The following is a 16,603-nucleotide window of genomic DNA, read 5'->3' on the forward strand; positions in this document are numbered from 1 at the left end:
TTGTTTAAATAAGTCTTAACTATTTGATTGGGGTATTCTCCATGTTGGTTCTAACAATAATCACATCACAGGCGGCATGTGAGTTAACGTATCCGGCAACTGAACCCTCAAGCATGCGGTACAAGCGACCCTTACCAGTCGCTCCCATCATAATTAAATCGGTTTGATGGTCCTTGGGAAATTCGTAAGTAATTACTTCTCTAGGACTTCCAAACCTAGCATGGATATGAATATCGTCAATGCCAGTTTGGTCCTTGACTTTCTTAACTAAATCCTTTAAATAGTTAAGTTCTTCATTAACGATTTGGGTGATAACACTGCCATCAACAACTCCTAGGCTGTATCCATAATTAGTGGTGTTAATCACGTTTAAGACGTCAATTCGGCCTTTATTTCTTTGTGCTACCGCTGCCGCCTTGTATAAAGCAGCCTCTGCTTCTTTTGATCCATCAACTGGTACTAGAATGTGTTTGTATCCATTTAGCATTATGAAAGCCTCCGTTTTAGTTTTTCACTGGTAAAATTTGTTCGGCACTGGCAAGGACGTGTCCTGCCATTTTTTTCTTTAGTTCATTAAGCCAAAAGCCGTTGGTTAAATCTAGTTTTTGATCCAAGGCGTAAACATGCAACTGATAATCGTGTGGTTTATCGGGAGGAGTAGGACCAATGTAGTGTTGATTTAATTTTGAATCAGTAACGTGTACTAGTCCACCAGCTAAACTATTTTTCCCCAAAGTCATGTTAATTGATTGATCTTGGCTAGCATTTTCTGGTATTTCAGATATATTTGGATCAATGTTAGCAGCCACCCAATGAATGTAAGTAAAACCACAAACTGGGATTGAATCATCGTCGAGTAGGATAACTACTAGTGACTTTGCGTTTTTTGGGATATCAGAGATTTTGATCGGGAATGAAATGATTGGATTACCATCTAACATTTCATCTGGGTCAGCGTGTTTAGTATACTTATCAGGTAAAAATCCATTTTGAAGTGGAGTATTAATTTTCATAATAGTACCTCCTATACACTTCATTATACCAAATTCATTTGAATATAAAAAAATAAGGAACTATAAATAGTTCCTTATTTAACAAATTGCAAGGTGTAAAAGCCCTGACCATTCCGCTCAATTGTAAAGTTAGAGTAACCAGCTGCTAACCAACTGCTTTGAGTAGCGTGTGCATAGTTTTTAGCGTCTTGAACCGAGTCAAATGATTTTGGTGTAGCAAACATCGAACTAGAATCACTCGTTGAATTATTTCCATTGGAATTATTTTCGTTTGCTGATTGTGACCCACTTTGATTTGTTGGTGCTTGTTGGTCCCTGTTTACTGACGCTTCCTTGTTGGTCGTGGCTTGTTCCGCCTTATTAAAGTGTTTTGCTTTCTTTTCTGATTGAATAGCTCTGCTACTCTGTTGACTTGTGGAGGATCCATTCATCCGATTCCCACTGCCGCTTGTCAGAAAGTGAATTCCAAAGACTAGCAGGATCACGATTACTACTAGTCCTAAAACCCATGGCCAAGCCTTAAAGTTTTTCTTTTGATGCTTTGGACCATTTGCGGCATTAAAGTCATAACGTTCGTATCTCGAATCTGGATCTTGACTATTCATAAGAATCCCTCCATCCATTTCAAGAAAAACAAGATGCATACGCATTATAACAAAATCCTTATGATTTTGCATTAACTTAACTAATGGTTGACCTGATCATCATCGACCTGTTCATTGACGCTTTTAGCGTTAAGCATGTTACCAGTGCGCTGATAACTAAAGACACCCCAGTAGAAGAACAGTAGTGCAACTACAATAATTACGATAAAATCATATGGGTAATGAATCCAGTTTTGACCACCGAATGGTGCGGATCCGATATACGAAAATGCTGACATAAAGATTAAATAGGCGACCATCCAAGCTCCTCCACGAAACTTGGTCAGGGTATTTTTCCAGCCGTTCTTGTTTTCGTAGAAGAAGTAAAACGGCAGCCCCAGCATAATAACAAGGATGACTTCAATAGTAGTAGGCCACATTGCCCAATAGATTGCCAAACTAGCAAGAACAAAGGCAAGTGGTGCCATGATTCCAGCAAAACTAATTTTGACTGGACGTTTGAAGTGAGGAGCGTGGAGACGTAATGATCCAAGGGTAACTGGACCAGTTAAGTAGGCAATCAGGGTTGAAGTAGAAATAACACTGGCTAAAACAGCCCAGTTTCTGAACACTGATACCAAGATACAACTGACAATCCAGTTTACGATCATTGCGATTCTAGGAGTTCCCCATTTTTGGTTAATCTTACCTAAAAACTTTGGCATATGACCATTTTCGGTCATTGCTGCTAGTGTCCGACTAGTTGAAGCAACAAATGATACCCCGGTCCCAAAGGGTGAAACGAAGGCATCTAAATAGAGTAGAATTACTAGCCAGTTCAAGTTCAACATAATGGCTAAATCAGCAAATGGTGAACTGAAATTAAGACCATGCCAACCGTATTTGGCTAAAGTTGACGGGTCAATAACACCAACGAATGTGAACTGTAACATGACGTAAATGATGATACTGATTAAAAGTGAAATAACGATTCCCCGCCAGATGTTTTTCTTAGGATTGGTAATCTCATCACCAACGTTTATAACCGTTTGAAAAGCATTATAAGAGAAGATGATTCCAGATACGGTGGTAGCCGCAAAGATTGGAGCCGTTCCGTATGGTAAAAATCCACCAGTTTGAACGTTGTTAAAGTTTCCGGGATGAAAACCAGAAGCAAGTAGCATAATAATGGTAAGAACTGGAACCACAATTTTAAAAATTGAAGTCAAAGTAGTGAAACGAGTCAGTAAGTTGACTGACCAGTAGTTTAACAGGGTGAACACTAAGATGAAGAGAAAAACGACGAATAACCCTTCGGTAGTAACCGTGCCATTGGCGTAAAACCCGTGAGTCCAGTTGGCCCATGACCAAGGCCATGAACTCATGTATTGAACGGCAGCGACCGCTTCGATTGGAAGCAGCGTTACAAGTGAGACCCAATTGGACCATGATGAGATGAATCCTAGAAGCGGTCCGTGGGTATACTGGGCATACTTACTCATTCCTCCGCTTTCTGGGAACATGGTCCCTAATTCGATGTAGTTAAACGCAATTGCACCAATCACAACGGCACCGATGATCCACGAAATAATGGCAGCTGGACCAGCGGTTTTAGCACCCTCCCAGGCACCGAATAACCATCCTGAACCAATGATTGAGCTTAGTGCCAGCATCGTGACACTGAAAAGGCTCATTTTCGGTTTAGTAACATTTTGATTTGAATTGTCCTTCGAATTTTCTTTTTTCATAAGTATCCTTTCTTTTTGCGTATTCGACGAATATAACAAAAATGATTATGGTTGTAAAATTGAAAAACACTATTTGATGGGGATTTTAGCCGGGTTGTATTCCCTTTCATTCCTATCGTTGATACTCTCTAATTTCAATCAAATTTTTATCTGGATCATTGATAAATAGTGAATTCATTTTACCGTTATGTCCCTGACTTTCGATCGGTCCTGCAACTACTTCAATAAAGTAGTTGGCTAAATGTGACTGGATTGAGTCAAGTGGATCCCTTGCAACCACGCTGAAACTGGTAGAACCAGGAGTTGGATTTTCTGGTTTAACGTTATCTTCCTTGTTTGTGACACAAACGAGTCGTTGGTGACCCAGCTGAAATTCAATTCTAGAATCAGTTTCGATCACAACTGGTAAATCTAAAACCTCATGGTAAAAGCGCATCGATTTCTCGATGTCATTTACCAATAGGGTGATGTGATCAATATCTTTGATTTTCATAGGCACTCCTCTTTTTTAAAAATGTACATACAATTATACCACTCAAATTCACCTGATTGACGTTGATTGCGATTCGGTGTTACGGTATAGGTTATGAAATAATGGAGGGAATTATATAATGGCGTTATTAAGTGTATCTAATCTAAGTATGAGTTTTGCCGACAAAGACCTGTACTCGGATGCTACATTTCAGCTAAATAAAGGTGAGCACATGGGAATTGTGGGCCAAAATGGGGTTGGAAAATCAACTTTGATTAAGATTTTAACCAATAAGCAATTGCCCTTATCTGGTGATATCAAATGGCAAAAGGGGACCAAAGTTGGTTACCTAGATCAGTACGTTAATATTCCAAAGGGAATGACACTGATTGATTTTTTGCATACTGCCTTTTCAGACCTCTACAACATGAATCAGCATATGAGCGATTTGTACGTAAAATATGCCGACAATATGGACGAAAAGTTACTTGAACAAGCGGGAAGAATCCAAGAACAACTTGAATCTCGTAATTTTTATGATATTGATACTGAAGTCGAGCAGGTGATTAATGGATTGGGTCTTGACGACATTGGAAGAGACCAAACCATTTCTGAAATGAGTGGGGGACAACGCTCTAAGATTATTTTAGCGAAATTAATTTTGGAACATCCCGATGTAATTTTGCTTGATGAACCGACTAACTATCTGGATACGGCTCACATTAATTGGTTGGAAGATTATTTAAATAGTTTTGATGGGGCAGCGATGATCATTTCCCATGACTACGACTTTCTAGAAAAAGTAACGAATTGTATCGTGAACGTTGCGTTTGGGAAGGTCACTAAGTACCGTGGTGACTTCAAGTCCGCCATGAGACAAAAAGACGAAAAAGAAATGACCCAGCAGCGGGAGTACGAGAAACAACAAGAAGAGATCTCCAAGGCCAAAACTTTTATTCAGAAAAACAAGGCCGGAAGTCATTCCAATATGGCTAAATCACGGGAAAAGATGTTAAAACGAATGGATGTGATTGAGCCACCTTCAAGTAACATTCAAGCTTCTTTTGACTTTCCGTATGCTGATACTGGATCCCAGAACGCACTAGTGGTTGACCAACTGTCAGTTGGTTACGATCAACCGTTACTTAAGCCAGTTACCTTTTCCGTTAATACTGATCAGAAAGTTGGGCTTCAGGGCTTTAATGGGGTTGGAAAGTCAACCTTAATTAAATCAATCCTCGGACAAATTCCGGCAAAGGGGGGAAAGGCTAACTTTTCTCCATCCGCAAAGGTTAACTATTTCAGTCAAGACTTGATCTGGCCGAATAGTAAGATGACACCCCTCCAAATCATTCAGGACAAGTACCCCAAGTTGACACAGAAGGAGATTCGTTCCCAGCTGGGTCGCTGTGGACTCGACGCTGCTAACGCCATGAAACCAATTGGTGAGCTTTCTGGTGGAGAACAAACTAAGGTCAAATTGGCTTTGATGGAATTTGTAAAAAGCAATTTCTTAATCATGGATGAACCGACTAATCACCTAGACGATGAGACTAAAAATGCTTTAAAACGGGCAATTATTAAATTTCCTGGGAATGCCATCATTGTTAGTCATGAAGCCAGTTTTTATGATGGATTGGTTGACAAGACCATTGATGTTGAAAAATTAAGTTTAAACCAAAAATAAAAAGGCACTTCATTTTGAAGTGTCTTTTCGTTTGCTTATTTTTGGTTGAAAGTTCCATTTTCAACTTGTCTAATGAAGTTGGCCAAATGGTCGTAGTAGACGGGGGCATTATCAATCATGTGGTGATGACCACCGTTTGGGGTTGAAACGAATTGAGCGTTTGGAATCATTTTAGCCATTCGTTTTCCGGTTTCCATTGGCATGGTTTCGTGTTCACCAAAAGTGACCAGTGTTGGAACTTTGATGTCCTTTAAATGATCAGTAAAGTTCCAGTCTTTTAACTTTCCAGTGATGACAAATTCGTTATCACCCTGAAAGGCGTTATAGATCGGTTTGCTCATGGTATCAATGACGTGGGCAATTGCAGGGGGTTGCTTTCGATCCACATATTCACGGTTTAAGAGTTCGACCAGTTCCTGATACTTATCGTTATCGTAATCGTTATTTGCTTCGCATTTTTTCATGTACGCTAATTGTTCGGGGGTGAGCGCTTTTTCTCTAATTTGAGCTAAATGGTCAGTATAGTCCCCGATCCGATCAACCATTGAAGAAATAATGGCACCTTTCAGGTGATCACCATATTTAGCGGCGTACATCTGAACTAAAGCACCACCCCAAGATTGACCAATCAAATAAAATTTATCGATTCCGAGTTTTTGTCTAACCTCTTCAACCTCGTCAAGGAAGTAGTCGTAGGTTAAAACCTTGTTAGCTACCTTCGGATCATCAAAATCGGGAGTGTCGGAGTACCACGAACCTAATTGATCGTACATGTGAACTTGGACGTTTAGTCCTTGTTTTTTCAGTTGTTTCGCAGTGTTTTCCCAGTATTCATGTGTTCCACCCGGGCCACCATGAAGGGCGAGAAGATGAATGTCTCCGGTCCCTTGAGTGTTAGTCCATAGGTGGTAACCATTATCTAATGTAATGATTTTAGTTCCTTGTTTCATAACATTCACCTACCTAATTAGTTTAATTATTATGATAACACTTTAAAATGGTAAAAAAAGTGTGGAAGAATCAACGTACCCGTGTGATACACGTTCAAACGTGTACATAACAATTATTCTAGGATATAATGGGAACGGTTTAAAAAGGAGTAGGATCGGAAATGGAGTTCCGTATAAAACGTTTCATTAAAAATGTAAACGTTTGTTATTTTTTGGCTTTTGTGGTCGTAGCCTTAATCTTTATTGGGATGTTTAGTTACGCATCCCCACTTTATTATTTTGATTATTCGCCCGACGTTAACTGTTTCTTTACGGTCGGCAAGGGTATGATGCACGGACTAGTTCCGTACAAGGATGTTTTTGAGCAAAAGGGGCCATACGTTTATCTGCTTTATGGGCTCGCTTATTTAATCAGTCACTATTCGATTATTGGAATTACCATAGCAGAAATAATTGCGTTAGCAACCTCGTTATTTTTGGTTTTTAAAACCGCTCATTTATACGTTAGTAAACCAACTGCTTCAATTTTGGCACTTATAACGCCCTTTTTCTTAATGTTTCAAGAGTATTTTACCTATGGTGGCCTGGCGGAAGAATTCGTCTTTCCGATGATTTTATCGGCCATTTATTTAACTTTTAAAGCATGCCACAATCATTTTGCGATTAGTAACGTGAACTGGTTAGTTCAGGGATTCCTAGTTGGGGTGGTTTTTTTATCTAAATACACGCTGTTGGGCACTTGGATTGCTTTTTACATTATTTTTGCGCTGGTTTATTTGTATCATAAAAAGTTTAGTAGTCTTTTTAAGATGATTCTTTCAAGTGGCGTTGGTTTTTTGGCCGCGATAGTACCCTGGGGAATTTATTTTCTCGTTACTAACTCGTTTAAAGCCTTTTACGATGTTTATTTTGTTTCCAACATGACGGTTTATAGCACCTCAGCTAATGGTGGAATTTTCACGAAGATTGCTGGCTCACTGGCCATTTTTAGTGAATTTTTAATTGATAAACCGCAACTCTTTGTTTTGGGTGCAATTCCGTTAATTCTTTTTGTCGTCTTTAGCCATGGGGCGGAAAAGAATATTTTTTTGTGTATGATGTTTGTGAGTGCTTTTTTTGCTGTTTACAGCTATACCCCAGACACCCTATACGTCTATTACCAATTAGCGTTTATGCCGTACGTTCTTGTAACGTTGGTCGTTTTAATTGCTAAAGGACTAAATTATAAGCAAATTACATTGCCTAGTAAGCGACTTGTTTCGACGTTTATTTTGATGACGCTTTTAGTCCTGTTCTTTACCATGGGGGTTAACGGTAATTTTCAAAAATCAAAATTATTTCCGAATAACAATCAGGAAACACTGGATCCTAGTGATCCGCAGACCGCGCAAAAGAAGTTTGGCAAAATTATTAGAAAAGAGAGTAAGGGAACTCCAACCCTTCTCAACTACGGATATCTTGATCTTGGCATGTACACGGTTTCAGGAGCACTTCCCACGCAGTATTATTTCCAGATCAACAATATCTCGTATGATAAGAACCCTAAAATGGTCGAATCACAAAATAAAGTTGTTAAAAAGAAGGCGGTTGAATGGATTGTCGTAAAGACCAATCAAGCTGATTCAATCAAAACATACTTTGGCAGACACGATTCTACTAGGCCAGCATCCAAAACCCTGTTAGAGAATTATCGGGTCGTATCCACTCATGAACAAAAGGCTCCCAATAATCGGAAGTCAGTATATTGGTTACTAAAAAGAAAAGCATAATCTTAAAATAAGGTTATGAAGTCTGGCGTCTCCGCGTTTGAGTGGAGGAATGTGGTATAATTGCTTTTATTATTGAGTGTGAGCTTAAATTCTTAATGATTGGAAGAACAATGTATGTTAAAAAAACTAAAAACTAAACCTTATTTATTTGGTTTAACGTTTGTAGTAATGAGTATTATCATAATTCTACTTTTGTCATTTGCTTCACCGTTCTATTATTTTGATACCTCACCCGACAGTAATAATTTTTTCACTGTCGGTAAAGCGATGTTTCACGGAATCATTCCATATAAGGATGTTTTTGAGCAAAAAGGGCCATTTGTTTATTTGCTTTACGGACTAGCCTCACTGATCACAAAACGATCGCTTGTTGGGATGGTACCGTTTGAGATTATTGCGATGATTATTATTATGACCATGTCTTACAAGATTGCTAGATTATACTTGTCACAAAATTGGTCATTTGTAATTTCATTGTTCATGCCAGTTTTTTCCGTGCTTCAGCCATTTTATGACTATGGTGGTTCGGTTGAATTCTTCGTGTTCCCGGCCGTTTTATATTTGATTTATGTTGCTTTAAAGGCTTGTCAAAATGATTTTGATATCAAATGGTGGGAATGGATGATTCAGGGATTCATGGTCGGAGTGGTCTTCTTTTCGAAGTACACTTTACTTGGTCCATGGATTGGATTTTATGTCTTTATGTTTGTCTTCTACGTTTACCATCGTCGCTTTAAAGAAATGTGGCGATTGATTTTCTTTAGTGGACTCAGCTTCTTAATCGCACTTATTCCATGGTTGATTTATTTCTTAGTAACAGGGAGTTTTAAGTCCTTTATCCACGTTTACTTTACCATTAACATGACCGTTTACGGTTCATCGGGAATTGTACCAACTAAGATTCTGATGGCAACTGGATTCTTTATGAAGTTTCTGACGCAGTATCCGATCACAGTGGTCTTTGGTCTCTTGGGCTTAATCTATGTTTTATTTGACCATGAAATCTTTAAAGATGGAATTTCAAAGTCGCTTTTCTTGTTCATGATGATTGTAAATGCGATTGTAGCCGTTTACGGTCACACCTTTGGTAAAATCTATCAGTACTATCAATTAGCTTATTTCCCATTTATCATGGTGACAACTATCTTTGTACTGGTGTTTTTTATCAGACACTTTGAATCTAACAGAAAGCTCGCTCTCCCTTGGACGTTTGTTTTCGTAACGCTATGTATGGCCTTAACCTTTGTCCTTGGATCAAACAATAACTTTATTTACTCGAAGTTGCATCCCCAAAACTTATACGTTACTCTTAATCCTAAGAAAGGTGAGTACCAACAGCCTGCTCAAGTTTCGTTTGGAAAGATTATTAGAGACGAAAGTAAGGGAACGCCGACCCTTTTAACTTACAGTCGTTTAGAAAATGGTTTTTACACCAGTTCTGGTGCATATCCAACTCATTACTTCTTCGAACGTAATAATATTCCTAGCCGCGCTTATCCTAAAATGATGAGATCAGCTAACAAGGTGGTTCGAAAGAAACAAGTTCAATGGTTGGTAATTAGGGTTGATAATACAAGCAACAAGAGTAATGCTGAGTTGTACAAGTACATGAGCAGTGGTTCTAGAAAGGGTGGACGTGATGCGCTAATTAAGAATTATAAATTGCGTAGTAGTCATGCCCAAATGTTTGAGGAAAGACGAGCTACCTATTACTTGTTTGAAGCTAGGTCCAAGCCTAACCCCAATGCAAAGAAAATGATAAAAGAACATAAGTTTTATTAAATTAGTGGAGTTTGTCAAATTGGCAAACTCTGCTTTTTTTGAGGGATAACGGAGGTTATATGGAATATTTAGCAACAATTGGATTGATTTTACTTTCAACGTTGATTTTAGGAGTTTTAAGTCAAAGGATTGGGATGCCAGCGGTGGTAGGAGAGATTATGGCCGGCTTATTAATTGGACCCGCGGTTTTGCACCTAGTCAGTTTAAATCACCTGGTTTCGGTTGGATCCGAAATTGGGGTCATCTTTTTGATGTTTATTGCGGGATTAGAATGTGATTTCGAGTTGGTCAAGAAGTACTTAAAGCCGGCCGTTAGCGTTGCTATCTGTGGGGTCATTTTACCGGTGGTCGCTTTTACCCTTTATGGTCAACTACTAGGCCAAGGAATTGAAAGAGCGCTCTTTTGGGGAGTGATCTTTTCGGCTACTTCAGTATCCATTAGTGTCGAAGTGCTTCAGGAGTTTGGCAAGTTGAAATCGGTCGCGGGAGCAACCATTTTAGGGGCCGCGGTAGTTGACGATGTGATTTCAATTATTTTGTTGAGTGTTTTTTCCAGTGTGTTTGGGACGGAATCAGGATCTAAAAATTTGTTTGTCCTGTTTACGTTTCAAATCTTGTTTTTTGGATTGATTTTTGTTGTCATTAAATGGATTGCACCTTGGCTCATGCGGTTAGCCGACCTTCTTCCTGCCAATTCAGCCGTGTCGATTATGGGGATTAGCATTTGTTTGATTATGGCATATCTGGCAGAAGCGGCCAATCTGAGCACGGTGTTAGGGGCTTTCTTTGCTGGAATTGCAATTGGACGTACGCCGCTTCATGATCAGGTGATTCAAAGTGCTAATCGAATTGGTTATTCCTTCTTTATTCCAATCTTTTTTGCCGCAATTGGGATGGAGATGAGTTTTAAGGGGCTCTCTAGCACGTGGTTGATTGTTGTAGTAATGACGACCTTAGCGGTTCTTACCAAATGGATTGGGTGTGGAATTGGAGCGAAATTAACTGGATTGACCCTAAAAGATGCCAACATAGTGGGTGCCGGAATGGTATCAAGAGGTGAAATGGCTCTCATTGTCGCTCAGATTGGACTAGCTAGTCATCTGCTTGCTTCTGAACTGTACTCCGAAATTATTATGGTAATTGTACTTTCGACGATTCTTTCACCAATTATGCTTAAGTTCAGTATTAAATCAGTGTAGTTTTTGATTTTTTGGTACAATGAAAGAAACAAATAAATGGGGCATTTTTATGATTAATGAAATTGACGGTGGAACGATTGTTTTTCAACTTAAGGAAAATCAACCACTATATTTACTTTTAAAAAGTGCAACTAGTGATTTTTGGGGATATCCCAAGGGGCACGTCGAGGGAAACGAGACATTACAACAGGCCGCTAAACGTGAATTAAGAGAAGAAACGGGAATTCATGGTGAGATTGATGATGGTTTTGATGTAAAGGTCGAGTATGACATGAAGAATGGCCACCACAAAGTAGTAACTTTCTTTGTGACGGAGGTTCCGGTTGGCACTTCGGTTACCAGACAGAAGGAAGAAATTAGTGAGGATCGTTGGTGCACTTACGAAGAAGCTTTGAAGTTAGTCACATACGATAACTTACTTCCACCACTTAAAAAGGCCAATGAATACATTGAGGACCACTATGTCAAATAAACGATTTGTAATTGTGATTACTGGAGCCGCTGGCACCGGTAAGACCACCATCTCGGATTATTTAATGAAAAAGTATGGAATTCCTAAGGTGATTACCCATACGACCAGAGCACCACGGGATCAAGAGCAAGATGGAGTGGATTATTATTTTGAATCACCGACAAGTTTTAAAAAACTTCATCTTTTAGAATCAGTAAGATATTCGGGGCACTGTTATGGATCATCATACGAAGGGTTAGATCGCGCTTTTTTAAAGTCTCCCATTGTTTCAATTGTGTTAGACACGAAGGGTGCAATTACGTACAAGGATCGATTAGGAGTAGAAGCGGTTGTCATTTTTTTGAAAGTTAAAGATCCGGCTGAGCTTAAAAAGCGCATGATTGATCGCGGGGATACTCTGGCTCAGATTCAAGTTCGAATGGAAAGTAAAGAAGATGCGCGTGATTTAAAGCTTCCAGCTGCTTTAAAAAATCGATCCATTGTGATTGATAATGAGAAATGGAGTCAAACTAAGAATCAGATTGATCAAATTGTACTAAATCTAAAAAGCCAACTTTAAAGAATTCTTTTATCGACTGGAATAAATTCTTTACTTTTAAGTGCAATAATTAAGCTTCACAAAAGAGAATATACGTTGAGAGGATGATTAAATGCCAAATCGAGTGCCACCATTTCTTACTCCATTTGCCATTATTTCAATTTGTTTAGCGTTAGGAGCCACTAATATTGTTGTCAATAAAGCAACCAATACCCACGAGGGTGCTAAAGTCACTACCCATCAAAGCCAGAAACGTTCTATTTTTGACTTTAAGAAGAATGATGATAACGATAAGGGTACTAAGAGCCAGAACTCGAATTCTAATGACGATAATAGTAAAAATGAATCCAATAGTTCTGGGACTAAACAAGATAATATGAATAATAACAATAACGATGGTAATAGTAAGTCACCAAATAATGAACAAGGGAAAGCAACTTCTGGTGGACAGGAGCAAAATAATTCGACCAGCACGAATGGCAATAATTCGGAGACTGGTAATAACAATCAAAAGGCAACTGATAATAACGGTGGAAATGCCGAAAAATCAAGTCAGAATACCGGAAATAACGGCAATGCTAATAACGGTACGGGGACTACTTCTAACAATACTCAGAATAATACCCAAGCCAATACGACTAATCCTGGGGGTGAACATTAATGTTTAGTTTTCTAGATATTATTAATCATTATCTTGGATATATAACGATTGAAACAAACACTAAAAGCCGAATTTACGTAATTTTAGGGATTCTAGGCGACTTTTACCTTTTGTACGTTGCCTACCGTTTTGTTGTAAATGGCTTTATGATTAGGGGGTTGCTGGTCTTCTTAGTTGTCTTGATTTTAGCGTACTTCTTGTACCTAAACATCATGTATTACTTTACTAAAAAACGGGCGAAGTTTGATGTTACCCCGGTCATTAATAAGGTCTTGCACATTCAGCCCAAGGAAACTGATCAGCAAACCGAGGCTCGTAGTGGAAGTCGTCGTTATCGTAATATTCCGGCCAACGGTTTATTTGATGAAAGAAAAACGATGCCAGCTAAATTGGAATCGACAATTAGTGAGCACCATAACGTTCATCAGTTAGCTGATACCATGATCACCAAAAAAGTAGCGAGTGATGATTACAATGGACTGGGCGATCGGGCGCTTCTTTCCGAAATTAAAGCTAATCCTAAGCATCGCGTTTACGCTTTGGGTGATGGAGTGTTAATCCCTTACTTTGATTTAAGAGAAGAAAACGGAAAGTATGAAGTCTATGCCGGAATGAATCAGGTTAATTGTGAACCCGTTGGCCACATTGTTAAGGCTGGTTTTGAAGATATTCAAAAAATCGATAAGAATAAAGTCAAGTTGTATCTAGCTGAAGCCTTTCTGGTTGGAGGAAAATACAAGACTTCTGGTCGAGCCGGCTTAATTGATGGAGCTGACGACTATGCGGTTCAGATTAAAATTGCATATCAGAAAAAATAAGAGATCTCGTTTGAGATCTCTTATTTTTTAGCCTTATTTCTTTTGAGAGTAACTTCAAAGTAATAGATTGGAATCCCGAGTGCAACGATTCCCAGTGAGCAAACGACCCCAATGAAGTCTGATCCAATTTCTGAACAGATTACGAAAAGGGATGCCAAAATAGCTACGATTGGTGTGAATGGATATAGTGGAACTGAGAAGACTCGCTTTCGGTCGGGGTGACGTTTTCTAAGGATGAAAACGCCGAAGAACGCCATCACGTAAAAACAATAGACAGTAAAGATACATAGTTCTGAGAGCCGATCGGCATCAAAGAAACAGATCATGATAATTACAATGATCAGAACAGCAGCAATTGATACCACTGGCGTTCTGGTCTTTGGATTGAGGTAAGCTAACTGCTTAGAGAACGGAAGTTGATTTTCTTTCGCCATGGCATACATGATACGGGGAAAGGTCATGATTTTTCCGTTCATGCAACCGATGATTGAGATGATGATACCGATACTTAAAATCTTCCCACCGATCATTCCAAAATCTTTGTTAGCCATGTATGGAATGGCATTTGTTCCAAGATCATGAATTTTCTCGGGACCAATGCTTTTTAAAACACCGTATGAAACTAGCATATAAATGGCAATGACAATTAAAATTCCGAAGGTGATAGCACGTGGTAGCATCTTTTTAGGATTTTTGATTTCTCCACCAAGGTTAGCAACTAGGATCCACCCATCAAAGGCAAATAGAGTGGCTAACATGGCAACTCCAAAACCACCAACTGAGGAGTGGACGTCACTAACACTTTGAGTAAAAGCATTGGCGTGACCAAAGAAAAGTCCGAAGATAATAAGCGCTGCGACTGGGACGAGCTTACAAATTGTGGTAATAATTGAAAAAGCAGCTCCAAATCGATTGGGAAAGGTATTTAATAGACCAACCGCAACAACTGCAATGATAGCTATCGGAATGTTCCATTCTGGTGAAATATGGAAAAAGTCACCTAATAAGATGGCGAGATAAGCTCCAAGTGAAGCGATCATTGCGGGACCATAAACAATAATCTGCATCCATCCAGATAAAAACCCCCAAAACTTGTTATAAATGACTTCCATGTATGCATATAGTCCACCGGTTTCTGGAATTTGCGAGGCAATCTCGGCAATTGAAAGGCCTGCGGCTAAAGTCAGAAGTCCCCCGGCTAGCCAAGCCAGCATGGCACCATTTGCTGATCCTGCATCGTTTAGAACGGCAGCTTGTCTAACAAAGATTCCAACTCCGATGATGGTTCCAACTACAAGTGAGAGTGCGGACCAAATTCCTAAAGAACGGTTTAACTTTACATTGGACTCTTCTTTTGGTTTCTTCATATAAAATTCCTCCCTTTGAGAATAAAAAAAGTCCCTGACAACTAAATGTCAGGGACGCAAATGTGCGCGGTTCCACCCAAAATTCTCTGAAATTTTCAGAGCGCTTTTTGTTGTGTATTAATGTGTTTTAAGAGGTGGTTAAATAAAGATTAGTCAGCCAACTTCCAGAATAACGTCGGCTTCTCTTGGGCGGTTTCTTTAAATATTGTTCTCTTAAATTAGTATAGGACCATTTAACCGCGATCCATATTAAATGTCAATGTAATTTTATTAATTAACTTCGTATTTTTGGTATTTTTTGGCCGATGTTTCAGGAAGTTCAACTTTCAACCTCGTTCCCTGATCGGTGTAGTCAGTCTGATAAACCGTTTCGTTTTCATTTAGGTCCGAAACTACTTGGCCACTATTGAAAGGGATGAGGTACGTCTTTTTGACGTAATCTTTAAACAAGTTTTGAGAAATTATGTCAATTAATAAATTAATTGAATCAGGGTCAAGAGCTGACATGATGATGTTATTGCCTTCACGAACGGGATAATTTTCTCCACTCTTATCAGCCTTATTAAAGACCTTAATCATGTTAATGTCGGGGACCCCGATTTCTCTTAGAGTTTTTTCAGTAGTTTGCATCATTAGTTCTTGATTTGGGTCAGAGTAGTCAACTACCTGTACCAAGATATCAGCGTTGCTTGCCTCTTTTAAAGTTGATTTAAAGGCTTGAATTAGTTGATGCGGAAGTTGACTGACAAAACCAACCGTGTCGGTTGCAAGGAAACGTTTATGGTTTGGCAGCTCAATCTTTCGCACGCTGGTGTCCAAGGTGGCAAATAGCATGTTTTTAACGGTAACTTCTTTCTCCTCGTTTTCACCAAATCGTTTTACCAGTTGATTCATAATCGTGGATTTGCCTGCGTTGGTGTAACCAACAAGAGCAATGGTTTTCAAATCGTTTTGTTTGCGCTTTTTACTTTGAGTGTCGTATGATTTGTCAATTTCCTTTAATTCGTGACGAACGTGCGTGATTTGATGTTGAATGGTTCGACGATTCAATTCAATTTGGGTTTCACCAGCACCACGGTTAGCTAGTCCGCCACCAGCAGACTGTTGGTCTAATCGTTGACTAGCACTAGTACGGAGCCTTGGGAGTTGATAGTTTAGTTTGGCCAATTGGACCTGTAACTTGGCTTCACGAGAACGAGCTCGATTGGCGAAGATCTCCAAAATTAGCCCAGTTCGGTCAATGATTTTAGCGTTGGTTAATTTTTCAAGGTTTCGAATTTGACTAGGACTGAGTTCATCGTTTGCCACAATGATATCTGTCCCAGACGTTTTGACGAGTTGTTCTAGAAATTCAACCTTACCTTTGCCGAAGTAGGTTGCTGGATCAGGGTGATCCAACTTTTGGGTCACAGTTTCAACGCTATGCATGTTGTTCGCGGTGACTAAGTTGTTAAGTTCCTCCATTGAGTACTGAAAATTAGCATCATTTAAATCTAAACCAATTGTAATTACATCAGTAAAGTTGTCGATCATTTATACTCCT

The 16,603-nt window shown here is 39.1% G+C and carries 16 protein-coding genes; 8 read left to right on the forward strand and 8 right to left on the reverse strand.

The window, feature by feature from the left end; all coding sequences use genetic code 11:
• Window positions 1-19: 19 nt before the first annotated feature.
• The 5 genes from AC6UD8_RS01410 to AC6UD8_RS01430 all read right to left on the reverse strand — a co-directional run bounded on the left by AC6UD8_RS01410 (window position 20) and on the right by AC6UD8_RS01430 (window position 3,838).
• Window positions 20-487, reverse strand: a complete 468-nt coding sequence (locus AC6UD8_RS01410; protein WP_500693489.1) for a universal stress protein — start codon at window positions 485-487, stop codon at window positions 20-22.
• Between the two features lie 16 nt (window positions 488-503).
• Window positions 504-1,013, reverse strand: coding sequence for a YbhB/YbcL family Raf kinase inhibitor-like protein (locus AC6UD8_RS01415; RefSeq protein ID WP_500699227.1), 510 nt, complete (start codon window positions 1,011-1,013; stop codon window positions 504-506).
• A gap of 74 nt (window positions 1,014-1,087) precedes the next feature.
• A complete protein-coding gene (locus tag AC6UD8_RS01420; protein ID WP_500699229.1) occupies window positions 1,088-1,618 on the reverse strand; it encodes a hypothetical protein in 531 nt (176 codons plus the stop codon).
• An 80-nt stretch (window positions 1,619-1,698) separates the two neighbouring features.
• Window positions 1,699-3,345, reverse strand: coding sequence for an APC family permease (locus AC6UD8_RS01425; protein WP_500699230.1), 1,647 nt, complete (start codon window positions 3,343-3,345; stop codon window positions 1,699-1,701).
• A 112-nt stretch (window positions 3,346-3,457) separates the two neighbouring features.
• On the reverse strand, window positions 3,458-3,838 hold the full coding sequence (locus AC6UD8_RS01430; RefSeq protein WP_500693493.1) for a VOC family protein: 381 nt from the start codon (window positions 3,836-3,838) through the stop codon (window positions 3,458-3,460).
• A 118-nt stretch (window positions 3,839-3,956) separates the two neighbouring features.
• Between AC6UD8_RS01430 and AC6UD8_RS01435 the strand changes: the two genes are divergently transcribed.
• Window positions 3,957-5,504: an ABC-F family ATP-binding cassette domain-containing protein gene (locus AC6UD8_RS01435; protein ID WP_500693494.1), complete on the forward strand. Its 1,548-nt coding sequence runs from the start codon at window positions 3,957-3,959 to the stop codon at window positions 5,502-5,504.
• 35 nt (window positions 5,505-5,539) lie between these two features.
• Here the strand turns inward: AC6UD8_RS01435 and AC6UD8_RS01440 are convergent, their stop codons facing one another.
• Window positions 5,540-6,454, reverse strand: coding sequence for a proline-specific peptidase family protein (locus AC6UD8_RS01440; RefSeq protein ID WP_500695260.1), 915 nt, complete (start codon window positions 6,452-6,454; stop codon window positions 5,540-5,542).
• A 161-nt stretch (window positions 6,455-6,615) separates the two neighbouring features.
• On the opposite strand from AC6UD8_RS01440, the gene AC6UD8_RS01445 reads away from it, so the two are divergent.
• The 7 genes from AC6UD8_RS01445 (at window position 6,616) to AC6UD8_RS01475 (ending at window position 13,693) form a co-directional block, all read left to right on the forward strand.
• The gene (locus AC6UD8_RS01445) at window positions 6,616-8,223 is read left to right on the forward strand and encodes an ArnT family glycosyltransferase (RefSeq protein ID WP_500699232.1); all 1,608 of its coding nucleotides are present in this window, start codon (window positions 6,616-6,618) and stop codon (window positions 8,221-8,223) included.
• Window positions 8,224-8,337: 114 nt separating this feature from the next.
• Window positions 8,338-10,005 (forward strand): glycosyltransferase family 39 protein, encoded by a 1,668-nt coding sequence (locus tag AC6UD8_RS01450; protein WP_500699234.1) that lies wholly within the window; start codon window positions 8,338-8,340, stop codon window positions 10,003-10,005.
• A 59-nt stretch (window positions 10,006-10,064) separates the two neighbouring features.
• Window positions 10,065-11,204, forward strand: coding sequence for a cation:proton antiporter (locus AC6UD8_RS01455; RefSeq protein WP_500699236.1), 1,140 nt, complete (start codon window positions 10,065-10,067; stop codon window positions 11,202-11,204).
• A gap of 49 nt (window positions 11,205-11,253) precedes the next feature.
• Window positions 11,254-11,676, forward strand: a complete 423-nt coding sequence (locus tag AC6UD8_RS01460) for a bis(5'-nucleosyl)-tetraphosphatase (RefSeq protein ID WP_500693499.1) — start codon at window positions 11,254-11,256, stop codon at window positions 11,674-11,676.
• Window positions 11,666-12,235, forward strand: a complete 570-nt coding sequence (locus AC6UD8_RS01465) for a guanylate kinase (RefSeq protein ID WP_500699238.1) — start codon at window positions 11,666-11,668, stop codon at window positions 12,233-12,235. Before AC6UD8_RS01460 ends, AC6UD8_RS01465 begins: the two co-directional genes overlap by 11 nt.
• A 91-nt stretch (window positions 12,236-12,326) precedes the next feature.
• A complete protein-coding gene (locus AC6UD8_RS01470; RefSeq protein ID WP_500699239.1) occupies window positions 12,327-12,875 on the forward strand; it encodes a hypothetical protein in 549 nt (182 codons plus the stop codon).
• Window positions 12,875-13,693 (forward strand): DUF6681 family protein, encoded by an 819-nt coding sequence (locus AC6UD8_RS01475; protein ID WP_500699241.1) that lies wholly within the window; start codon window positions 12,875-12,877, stop codon window positions 13,691-13,693. Before AC6UD8_RS01470 ends, AC6UD8_RS01475 begins: the two co-directional genes overlap by 1 nt.
• A 20-nt stretch (window positions 13,694-13,713) precedes the next feature.
• Here the strand turns inward: AC6UD8_RS01475 and AC6UD8_RS01480 are convergent, their stop codons facing one another.
• Entirely contained in the window at window positions 13,714-15,060 is a 1,347-nt protein-coding gene (locus AC6UD8_RS01480) for an APC family permease (protein ID WP_500699243.1), read from the reverse strand.
• Window positions 15,061-15,330: 270 nt separating this feature from the next.
• The gene (gene hflX, locus AC6UD8_RS01485; RefSeq protein ID WP_500699245.1) at window positions 15,331-16,593 is read right to left on the reverse strand and encodes a GTPase HflX; all 1,263 of its coding nucleotides are present in this window, start codon (window positions 16,591-16,593) and stop codon (window positions 15,331-15,333) included.
• Window positions 16,594-16,603 lie beyond the last annotated feature (10 nt).

It is taken from the genome of Fructilactobacillus sp. X1R3C1, from assembly GCF_059901545.1.

Coding starts and splice junctions, on each gene's coding strand:
- AC6UD8_RS01420 (WP_500699229.1), bottom strand. CDS start 1,618: ATGAATAGTCAAGATCCAGATTCGAGATACGAACGTTATGACTTTAAT.
- AC6UD8_RS01475 (WP_500699241.1), top strand. CDS start 12,875: ATGTTTAGTTTTCTAGATATTATTAATCATTATCTTGGATATATAACG.
- AC6UD8_RS01470 (WP_500699239.1), top strand. CDS start 12,327: ATGCCAAATCGAGTGCCACCATTTCTTACTCCATTTGCCATTATTTCA.
- AC6UD8_RS01480 (WP_500699243.1), bottom strand. CDS start 15,060: ATGAAGAAACCAAAAGAAGAGTCCAATGTAAAGTTAAACCGTTCTTTA.
- AC6UD8_RS01455 (WP_500699236.1), top strand. CDS start 10,065: ATGGAATATTTAGCAACAATTGGATTGATTTTACTTTCAACGTTGATT.
- hflX (WP_500699245.1), bottom strand. CDS start 16,593: ATGATCGACAACTTTACTGATGTAATTACAATTGGTTTAGATTTAAAT.
- AC6UD8_RS01460 (WP_500693499.1), top strand. CDS start 11,254: ATGATTAATGAAATTGACGGTGGAACGATTGTTTTTCAACTTAAGGAA.
- AC6UD8_RS01425 (WP_500699230.1), bottom strand. CDS start 3,345: ATGAAAAAAGAAAATTCGAAGGACAATTCAAATCAAAATGTTACTAAA.
- AC6UD8_RS01440 (WP_500695260.1), bottom strand. CDS start 6,454: ATGAAACAAGGAACTAAAATCATTACATTAGATAATGGTTACCACCTA.
- AC6UD8_RS01465 (WP_500699238.1), top strand. CDS start 11,666: ATGTCAAATAAACGATTTGTAATTGTGATTACTGGAGCCGCTGGCACC.
- AC6UD8_RS01415 (WP_500699227.1), bottom strand. CDS start 1,013: ATGAAAATTAATACTCCACTTCAAAATGGATTTTTACCTGATAAGTAT.
- AC6UD8_RS01445 (WP_500699232.1), top strand. CDS start 6,616: ATGGAGTTCCGTATAAAACGTTTCATTAAAAATGTAAACGTTTGTTAT.
- AC6UD8_RS01410 (WP_500693489.1), bottom strand. CDS start 487: ATGCTAAATGGATACAAACACATTCTAGTACCAGTTGATGGATCAAAA.
- AC6UD8_RS01430 (WP_500693493.1), bottom strand. CDS start 3,838: ATGAAAATCAAAGATATTGATCACATCACCCTATTGGTAAATGACATC.
- AC6UD8_RS01435 (WP_500693494.1), top strand. CDS start 3,957: ATGGCGTTATTAAGTGTATCTAATCTAAGTATGAGTTTTGCCGACAAA.
- AC6UD8_RS01450 (WP_500699234.1), top strand. CDS start 8,338: ATGTTAAAAAAACTAAAAACTAAACCTTATTTATTTGGTTTAACGTTT.